This window comes from Streptomyces torulosus (genome assembly GCF_001419765.1).
Lineage (GTDB): Bacteria > Actinomycetota > Actinomycetes > Streptomycetales > Streptomycetaceae > Streptomyces > Streptomyces torulosus.
Window position 1 is genome coordinate 1 of sequence record NZ_LIRK01000857.1, and the last position, 8,152, is coordinate 8,152.

General features: G+C 71.5%; 5 protein-coding genes and 1 pseudogene. 1 reads left to right on the top strand and 5 read right to left on the bottom strand.

Annotation, left to right across the window (positions count from 1 at the left end):
* The 5 genes and pseudogenes from AOK23_RS41425 to AOK23_RS41445 all read right to left on the bottom strand — a co-directional run.
* Positions 1-739 (bottom strand): annotated as a pseudogene (locus tag AOK23_RS41425) (cytochrome P450); the annotation flags it as partial.
* 255 nt (positions 740-994) lie between these two features.
* On the bottom strand, positions 995-3,286 hold the full coding sequence (locus tag AOK23_RS41430) for a HelD family protein (RefSeq protein ID WP_206336434.1): 2,292 nt from the start codon (positions 3,284-3,286) through the stop codon (positions 995-997).
* Between the two features lie 126 nt (positions 3,287-3,412).
* Positions 3,413-3,745 carry a thioredoxin family protein gene (locus AOK23_RS41435; RefSeq protein WP_079050006.1) on the bottom strand — a complete coding sequence of 111 codons (333 nt, stop codon included), beginning with the start codon at positions 3,743-3,745 and terminating at the stop codon, positions 3,413-3,415.
* On the bottom strand, positions 3,742-4,170 hold the full coding sequence (locus tag AOK23_RS41440; RefSeq protein WP_055717561.1) for a MerR family transcriptional regulator: 429 nt from the start codon (positions 4,168-4,170) through the stop codon (positions 3,742-3,744). The genes AOK23_RS41435 and AOK23_RS41440 overlap by 4 nt, the downstream gene beginning before the upstream one ends.
* 344 nt (positions 4,171-4,514) lie before the next feature.
* The gene (locus AOK23_RS41445; RefSeq protein ID WP_055717562.1) at positions 4,515-5,891 is read right to left on the bottom strand and encodes a cation:dicarboxylate symporter family transporter; all 1,377 of its coding nucleotides are present in this window, start codon (positions 5,889-5,891) and stop codon (positions 4,515-4,517) included.
* A gap of 373 nt (positions 5,892-6,264) precedes the next feature.
* Here AOK23_RS41445 and AOK23_RS41450 point away from each other — a divergent pair, with 373 nt between their 5' ends.
* Positions 6,265-8,061, top strand: coding sequence for a sensor histidine kinase (locus AOK23_RS41450; protein ID WP_079050007.1), 1,797 nt, complete (start codon positions 6,265-6,267; stop codon positions 8,059-8,061).
* Positions 8,062-8,152: the final 91 nt, after the last annotated feature.

Genomic DNA, 8,152 nt, shown 5'->3' on the forward strand with positions numbered 1-8,152 from the left:
CGTCGGAGAGCGACGGGTCGGACAGCAGCATGTACGACGTCAGGTCCTCCCCCGGCCGGGACCGGCGGTGCGCCGCGAGCCGGATCATCGCGCCCAGCGCCCGCTCGGTGGCGGGTCCCGCGTCCGGTCCGCCGTCGAGCATCCGCCACAGGTCCATGACCATCTCGTCGCCGAGTCCGACGGGGCAGCCGAACAGCTTGGTGGTGACCATGAGGAGCAGCGGCCGTGTGTACTGCGCCGCGAGGTCGGCGAAGCCGCTCGTGCCGGACTCCGCGGCGAGCATGCCGATGAGGTCGTCGGCGTACTTGGCGACGGCCGCCCGCAGTTCCCATCCCTCGGGGCTGTGTCCGTCCTGGAAGGGCCGCATGGCCGAGTGGTGGGTCAGCCGCGCGGCCCGGTGCTCGTCGTCGTCGAAGAACATGGTCTGCCGCACCTCGTAACCGGCGAGCAGCGGCCAGTCCCTGGGCAGTCGGCCTTCCGCCCGCGCCCGCCAGTGCCGTACGTCGCGCCGCCAGACGCTGTCGTTGCGGAGGACTTCGAGCACCTCGCGGTAGTCGAGGACCAGCCACACCGGAACGCCCATCAACCCCACCGGAGCGACGGGGCCGTATGTACTCCGCAGTCGCTCGTAGACGCTGCCCGGGTCCGTGTCGAACTCCGAGGTCAGCAACGGCTCCACGGGCAGCGAGTCGAGCGTGGGGCTGCCGGCCGGAGCGGCCGCGAACGGATGAGTTTCCATGAGCGACACGCATACCGCATGGCACCTGCACAAGCAGTGACGATGTCGCGAACTGTTACGGCTTGGTGATCCCCGATGCACATGTGGTGACGGTGGCCCCCACCTGGTCTTACCGGTAGCACCCCCTTGGGTGCGAGCGGCCCTGGCCGAGTGCGCCCCCTGTGTCGGGGCGGCCCGGCCCGGCTGCCGTCGGGCCCCGCTCGCGCGGTGCCTGCGGCGCACCGGCGGGGCCCCTCCCCTGTCGTCCTTCGTCGGTCAGGCCGCCGCCAGCGATTCCCGCAGGGCCTGAGGCAGTGCCTCCGCGTGGACGACACCGAGTGCCTGGGTCGCCCGGGTCAGCGCCACGTACAGGTCGCTGGTGCCGAACCGCCCGGGTTCCACGACGAGGACCGAGTCGAACTCCAGCCCCTTGGCCTGCCGGGGGTCGAGGAGGACGACGGTCCGGGTGAGGTCCGGTTCCGCGCCGGCCGTGACACCGTCGAGGCGGGCCGCGAGCGACCGGTGCAGCGCGCGCGGCGCGATCACCGCGAGACGGCCTTCGGCGGGGGTGAGTTCGGCGGCGGCCTTGGCCACCTCGGCGGGCAGGTCCCGGGCGGCCGCGCGGCGCGCCCAGGGCCGTACGCCCGTGGACCGCACGGAGCTGGGCGGCTCGAAGCCCGGCTGTTCGGCGCGGACGACGCCGGCCGCGACCTCCATGATCTCGGCGGGGGTGCGGTAGTTGACGCCGAGCCGGGTGTGCTTCCAGCGGTCCTCGACGTACGGCGCGAGGATGTCGGCCCAGGAGCCGACGCCCGCGGCCTCCGCCGTCTGGGCGGGGTCGCCGACGAGGGTCATCGAGCGGGTCGGGGAACGGCGCATCAGCAGCCGCCAGGCCATCGGCGACAGCTCCTGCGCCTCGTCGACGATGATGTGCCCGAACGCCCAGGTCCGGTCGGCCGCCGCCCGTTCGGCCGCGCTGCGGTGGTCCTCCTCCTCGTGCCGCTCGGCGAACCGCTCGGCGTCGATGATGTCGTGCGCGGACAGCACCTCGGAGCTCTCGGGGTCGCTGTCCTCCTTGTCCTCGAACTCATAGGTGCGGGACGCGTACGACACGTCGAGCACGCCCTGCGCGTACGCGATCTGGGTCTCCCGCTCGCGTTCGGCCCGGGCCCGCGCGAACCGGTCGTCCTCGCCCAGCAGTTCGGCGGCCTCGTCGAGGAGGGGCACGTCGGCGACGGTCCACGCGCGGGTGACCGGGCGGCGGACGGCGTCGGCGTCGTCCTCGGGGAGGAAGCGCTCGGGCTCGGCGAGGAAGTCGGCGATCAGGCGTCGCGGGGTGATCCGGGGCCACAGCTGGTCGATGGCGGACCACACCTCGGGGTTCTCGGCGAGTTCGTCGCGGATCTGGGTGATGTCGCCGGCGTCGAGGAGGTTCGAGCCGTCGTAGGGGTCGGTGCCGATGCGCTCGGCGACCATGTCGGTGAGGGTGTTGAGGATGTAGCCCTCGAAGTGCTCGCGGGCCGCGTTGTGCGGGAGCTTCGCCTCGCGGGTGCGTTCGCGGGCGACCCGGACGAGGTCGTCGTCGAGCATGAGGACCTCCCGGTCGTGCTCGATGGCGATCACTGGGTCGGGCAGGGCCTGTCGGTCCCGTACGACGGCGGCGAGCACCTCGGCCATGTCGGCGCGGCCCTTGACCCGGGCCGCGTCCGGGGTGTCGGTCGCGGTGGCCCGTACGCCGGGGAACAGTTCGCCGACCGTCGACAGCAGGACGCCGGTCTCGCCGAGGGAGGGCAGCACCTCGCCGATGTAGCCGAGGAAGGCGGGGTTGGGGCCGACGATGAGGACGGCGCGTTTGGCGAGGAGTTCCCGCTGCTCGTACAGCAGGTACGCGGCGCGGTGCAGCGCGACGGCGGTCTTGCCGGTGCCGGGGCCGCCCTCGACGACCAGGACGCCCTGGTGCGGTGCGCGGATGATGCGGTCCTGTTCGGCCTGGATGGTCTGCACGATGTCGCCCATGCGGCCGGTGCGGGCCGAGTTGAGCGCGGCGAGCAGGACGGCGTCGCCGGTGGGGTCCTCGTATCCGGTGCGGGTCTCGTCGCCGAGGTCGAGGATCTCGTCGTGCAGGGCGGTGACCCGGCGGCCCTCGGTGGTGATGTGCCGGCGGCGGCGCAGCCCCATCGGGGTGTGGCCGGTGGCGAGGTAGAAGGGGCGGGCGACGTCGGCCCGCCAGTCGATGAGGATCGGGGTGCGCTCGGTGTCGTCCTCCCGCAGCCCGATGCGGCCGATGTGGTGGAGGCCGCCGTCGGCGAGGTCGAGTCGTCCGAAGCACAGGGAGCCGTCGACGGCGTTCAGCGCGGCCAGCAGACCCGAGCGTTCGGCGACCAGGATGTCCCGCTCCAGCCGGGCCTGCATGGGCGTGTTGCCCTGCGCCAGCGCGTCGGTGACGGAGCCCTCGGTCTCACCGCGCAGCGCGTCGACCCGCCGGTACAGCGCGTCGATGAATTCCTGCTCCCGCCGCAATTCATCGTGCGAAAAGCCGGTGTTTGACAATTCCACTCCCGCCCGCATATACTGTGTTCACTGAACTTCTTTGCGACTCCTCCTTCTTGAAGTCGCGAACCATTAAATATACGCAGGAAAAGCCCCCGAGCACAATTGCTCGGGGGCTTTTCTCGTCCTGCCGCCTTCCCGGTGTCAGAGCACCTCGGCGAGTTCCTCCAGCAGCCGCCGCCTGGGCCGGGCCCCGACCATCGCCTTCACCGGCTCACCGCCCTTGAACACCATGAACGTCGGCATCGACAGCACCCGGTACTGGTTGGTCGTCTCCGGGCTCGTGTCCACGTCCAGCTGCACCACCTTCAGCCGCTCCCCCTCCTCCGCCGCGAGGGCGCTCAGCACCGGCCCCATCTGCCGGCACGGCGGACACCAGTCGGCGGTGAACTCCACCAACACCGGCAGCTCCGCCCCGATCACCTCCGCCGCGAAATCCGCGTCCGTCACCTCGGCCACACCGGCAGCCCTGATCACAACCCCGCCCCTCCCAGTTCGCACTCCGGCTCCGGACCGCCCGGAACCTCCGCCTCGGCCGCCAGCCGCTCCCGCGCCGACTCCGCCCGCGCCAACTGCTCGCCGACCTTGGCCCGTACGGCCGCCAGCTCGCCGATCAGCGCGTCCAGCTCGTCCAGCTTCCGCCGGTAGACCGCGAGCGACGCCGGGCACGAGTCGCCCTCCGGGTGCCCGGCCCGCAGGCACTCCACGAACGGCCGCGTCTCCTCCAGGTCGAACCCGAAGTCCTGCAGCGTCCGGATCTGCCGCAGCAGCCGCAGATCGCCCTCGTCGTACGACCGGTACCCGTTGCCGCTGCGCCGCGCGGGCAGCAGCCCCCGCGCCTCGTAGTACCGCAACGTCCGTGTCGTGGTTCCGGCCCGTGCCGCCAGCTCACCGATGCGCATGACCCGACGCTAATCCTTGACCCCGACGTCAAGGAAAGAGAAAACGAGAAGAGCCGAGCGGCCAGGTCTATAGGGGGAGGACCTGGCCGCTCGGTGTATCGGGGTGCGTATTTCAGTTGTGGTGCCCGTACGGCCGGGTCTACGGGGGGAGGACCCGGCCGTACGGGGTTTCAGGGGGCTGCGGTTGGGGCCGCGGACCCTGCGGGGCTCGCGTCCTGGAGGGCCGCAGGCCCCGAAGGGGCGCGGGGAACTGCGCGACCAGCCACACTCGACCGGTGGTCGGGAGCCGGCCTCACAGCCCCGCGGCGCTCCCGCCCGGCGCCCCCAGCGGAGCGCTCACGCGCTCACGCCTTGGCGAGCTCCTTCTCACCGTCCGCCTCGGCCTCGGCCGGCGCGGCCGACCCGTGGTCGTCCAGCAGCGTCGCCTCGTCGAACGGCGCGTTCCCGGCGAGCACCTCGTTGACCCGGGCCTTGTCGATCTCCTTGGTCCACGTACCGATCAGGACCGTGGCGACCGCGTTGCCCGCGAAGTTCGTGAGGGCGCGGGCCTCGCTCATGAAGCGGTCGATGCCGACGATGAGGCCGACGCCGTCCACCAGGGCGGGCTTGTGGGACTGCAGACCACCCGCGAGGGTCGCGAGACCCGCACCGGTGACACCGGCCGCGCCCTTGGAGGCGACCAGCAGGAAGAGCAGCAGCGCGACCTGCTCGCCGATGGCCATCGGCGTGCCCATGGCGTCGGCGATGAACAGGGACGCCATGGTCATGTAGATCATGGTGCCGTCGAGGTTGAAGGAGTAGCCGGTCGGGACGGTGATACCGACGACGGGCTTGCTGACCCCCAGGTGCTCCATCTTCGCGATGAGGCGCGGCAGCGCGGACTCGGAGGAGGAGGTGGACAGGATCAGCAGGAACTCACGGCCCAGGTACTTGAAGAGCGTGAAGATGTTCAGCCCCGCGACGATCTTCAGCAGCGCGCCGAGCACGATGAAGACGAAGAGGAAGCAGGTGATGTAGAAGCCGACCATCAGCACGGCCAGGCTCTTGAGGGCGTCCAGGCCGGCGGAGCCGGTCACGGCCGCGATGGCACCGAACGCGCCGATCGGGGCGGCCCACATCACCATCGCGAGGATGCGGAAGACGAGACGCTGGATGTGCTCGATGCCGCGCAGGATCGGCTGGCCGGCGTTGCCCATGGCCTGGAGCGCGAAGCCCGCGAGGAGCGCGACGAGCAGGGTCTGCAGGACCTCGCCGCCGGTGAACGCGGAGACGATGGTCGTCGGGATGATGCCGAGCAGGAACTCGGTGGTGTCCTTGGCCTCCGGCGAGACCTGCGCCTGACCGGTCTCCTTGATGGCGTCGGTGACCGCGAGGCCCGTGCCGGGCTCGACGATGTTGCCTACGACCAGACCGATGCCGAGGGCGACCAGCGACATGATCAGGAAGTAGACCAGTGCGATGCCGCCGACCGCGCCGACCTTGGCGGCCTTCCGTACGGAACCGATACCGAGCACGATGGTGCAGAAGATGATCGGCGAGATCATCATCTTGATCAGGTTCACGAAGCCGGTGCCGATGGGCTTCAGCTCGACCGCGAAGTCGGGGGCGATCAGGCCCACGGCGATACCGAGCGCCACGGCCACGATCACGGCGATGTACAGGTAGTGGGTGCGGTCCCGCTTGGCGGGTGCGGTAGGTGCCGTATGGGTGGTGCTGGCCACGGCTGCCCTCCTCGTCGACGACGTCGTCGGCTGATCGTCCGGCGTGCGGCTCACGTCCGGGGGATTGCGGGAGACGGTCTCCCAGGGGTGGGAGTGGTGCTCCCGGGCGGGGAACTCGGCGAGCTCCCCTGCGGGGGGAACCCGGCGGGTTCCCTGACGGTGGGAGCCGGGGCTCCCTAGGGGAGTGGGCTCCCGGGGGGTGTGGGAGCCGGTCTCCCGGCGGCTCGGGTGTGGGGTCCCGGACGGGAGTCGTACTCCCTCTCGTCGTTCATGTGCTGGACATGTTCGATGGGGTGACTATCTCCCGCCCTGTGAGGGCGGTCACCCTTCCGTTCATTTAGTTCACGCTGACGCGTCCGTGCAGACTGTTGCCATGCGCGTCGCGTCCCTCCTCAGACCCCGCAGCCTCGCCGGTCAGCTCTTCGCCGTGCAGGCCGTGCTGATCGCGGTCGTCGTCGCGGGTTGCGCGCTGTTCACGTACATCAGCGACCGGCGCCAGACGGAGGACGCGGCGGGCCGCCAGGCCCTGGCCGTAGCCGCCGCGGTCGCCGACGCGCCGTCGGTGCGGGCCGCGATCCACACCGACGATCCGACCGCGCGGCTCCAGCCGTACGCCACCGAGGTGCAGCGGCACGCGGGCGTCGACTTCGTGACGATCATGACGCCGGACGGCATCCGCTGGACGCACCCCGTCGCCCAGCGGATCGGCCAGCGCTTCGTCGGCCACATCGAGAAGGCGCAGCGGGGCGGCACCATCACCGAGACCTACACCGGCACCCTCGGCCCGTCCGTGCGCGCGGTCACCCCGATAAAGGAGGACGGCCGGGTCATCGGCCTGGTCAGCGCCGGAATCAAGGTGCAGGCGATCAGCGACCGGGTCCAGGACCAGGTGACGGCCCTGCTCGGGGTGGCCGCCGGCGCGCTCGCCCTCGGCGGTGTCGGCACGTACATCGTCAACGCCCGGCTGCGCCGCCACACGCACAACATGAACGCCGCCGAGCTGAGCAACATGCACGACTACCACCAGGCCGCCCTGCACGCGGTGCGCGAGGGGCTGCTCATGCTGGACGGCCAGTACCGGGTGGCGCTCATCAACGACGGCGCGCGGGAACTGCTGGGGGTGACGCAGGACGTGATCGGCCACTCGGTGGCGGACCTGGGTCTGCCGGCACCGCTGACGGGTGCCCTGTTGTCGTCCGAGCCGCGGGTGGACGAGGTGCTGCTGACCGCCGAACGGGTCCTGGTCGTCAACACCTCGCCCGTGTCGGGCGGCCAGCGCCGGGGCACGGTGGTCACCCTGCGGGACGTGACCGAACTGCAGTCCGTCATGGGTGAGCTGAACTCCGAACGCGGCTTCACACAGGCCCTCCGCTCCCAGGCCCACGAGGCGGCCAACCGCCTCCACACGGTCGTCTCCCTCATCGAGCTGGGCCGCTCCGACGAGGCGATCGACTTCGCGACCGCCGAGCTGGAGCTGGCGCAGGCGCTGACCGACCAGGTGGTGGCCGCTGTGACGGAGCCGGTCCTGGCGGCGCTGTTGCTGGGTAAGACGGCACAGGCGAACGAGCGGGGCGTGGAACTGGTGGTGTCGCAGGACAGCCGCATGGACGACGGTCTGCTCCCGGAGTCCCTCCCGGCGCGGGACCTGGTGACGGTGCTGGGCAATCTCATCGACAACGCGGTGGACGCGGCGCAGGGGACGACGGGGGCACGGGTGACGGTGACGGCGTACACGGACGAGGCGGAGGGGCCGGCCGACGGACCGGACGGCCCGGCGAGGGGCCCGGTGCTGGTGCTGCGGGTCAGCGACACGGGCGCGGGCGTGGACCCGGCGTACCGGGACTCCGTCTTCGAGCGCGGCTTCTCCACGAAGCCGTCCGGTCCCGGCGGCCGGGGCCTCGGGCTGGCCCTCGTCCGCCAGACGGCGCGCCGCCACGGGGGCACCCTGACCGTGGCGGAGGCGCCCGGGGGCGGGGCCGAGTTCGAGGTTCGGCTGCCGCTGGGCGAGACCGAGGCCGCCCGGGCCGACGCGGCCGACCCCACGGAGGCCACCCTGACCCCGCAGGACCGAACCGCCCAGAGGCCCCAGGACCGGACTCACCAGAGCCACCAGGACCGGGGCCCTCGGGCCGCTGTGGCCGATGCCGTGCCGGGAGGCGACGACCTATGACCGGTGCGGATCCCATCAGAGTCCTCGTCGTGGAGGACGACCCCGTCGCGGCCGACGCCCACATGATGTACGTCGGCCGCGACGGGGTCGT

What these genes read in the sequence shown, in the direction of transcription:
- AOK23_RS41430 (WP_206336434.1), bottom strand. Translation starts at nt 3,286, where the DNA reads ATGCGGGCGGGAGTGGAATTGTCAAACACCGGCTTTTCGCACGATGAA.
- AOK23_RS41440 (WP_055717561.1), bottom strand. Translation starts at nt 4,170, where the DNA reads ATGCGCATCGGTGAGCTGGCGGCACGGGCCGGAACCACGACACGGACG.
- AOK23_RS41450 (WP_079050007.1), top strand. Translation starts at nt 6,265, where the DNA reads ATGCGCGTCGCGTCCCTCCTCAGACCCCGCAGCCTCGCCGGTCAGCTC.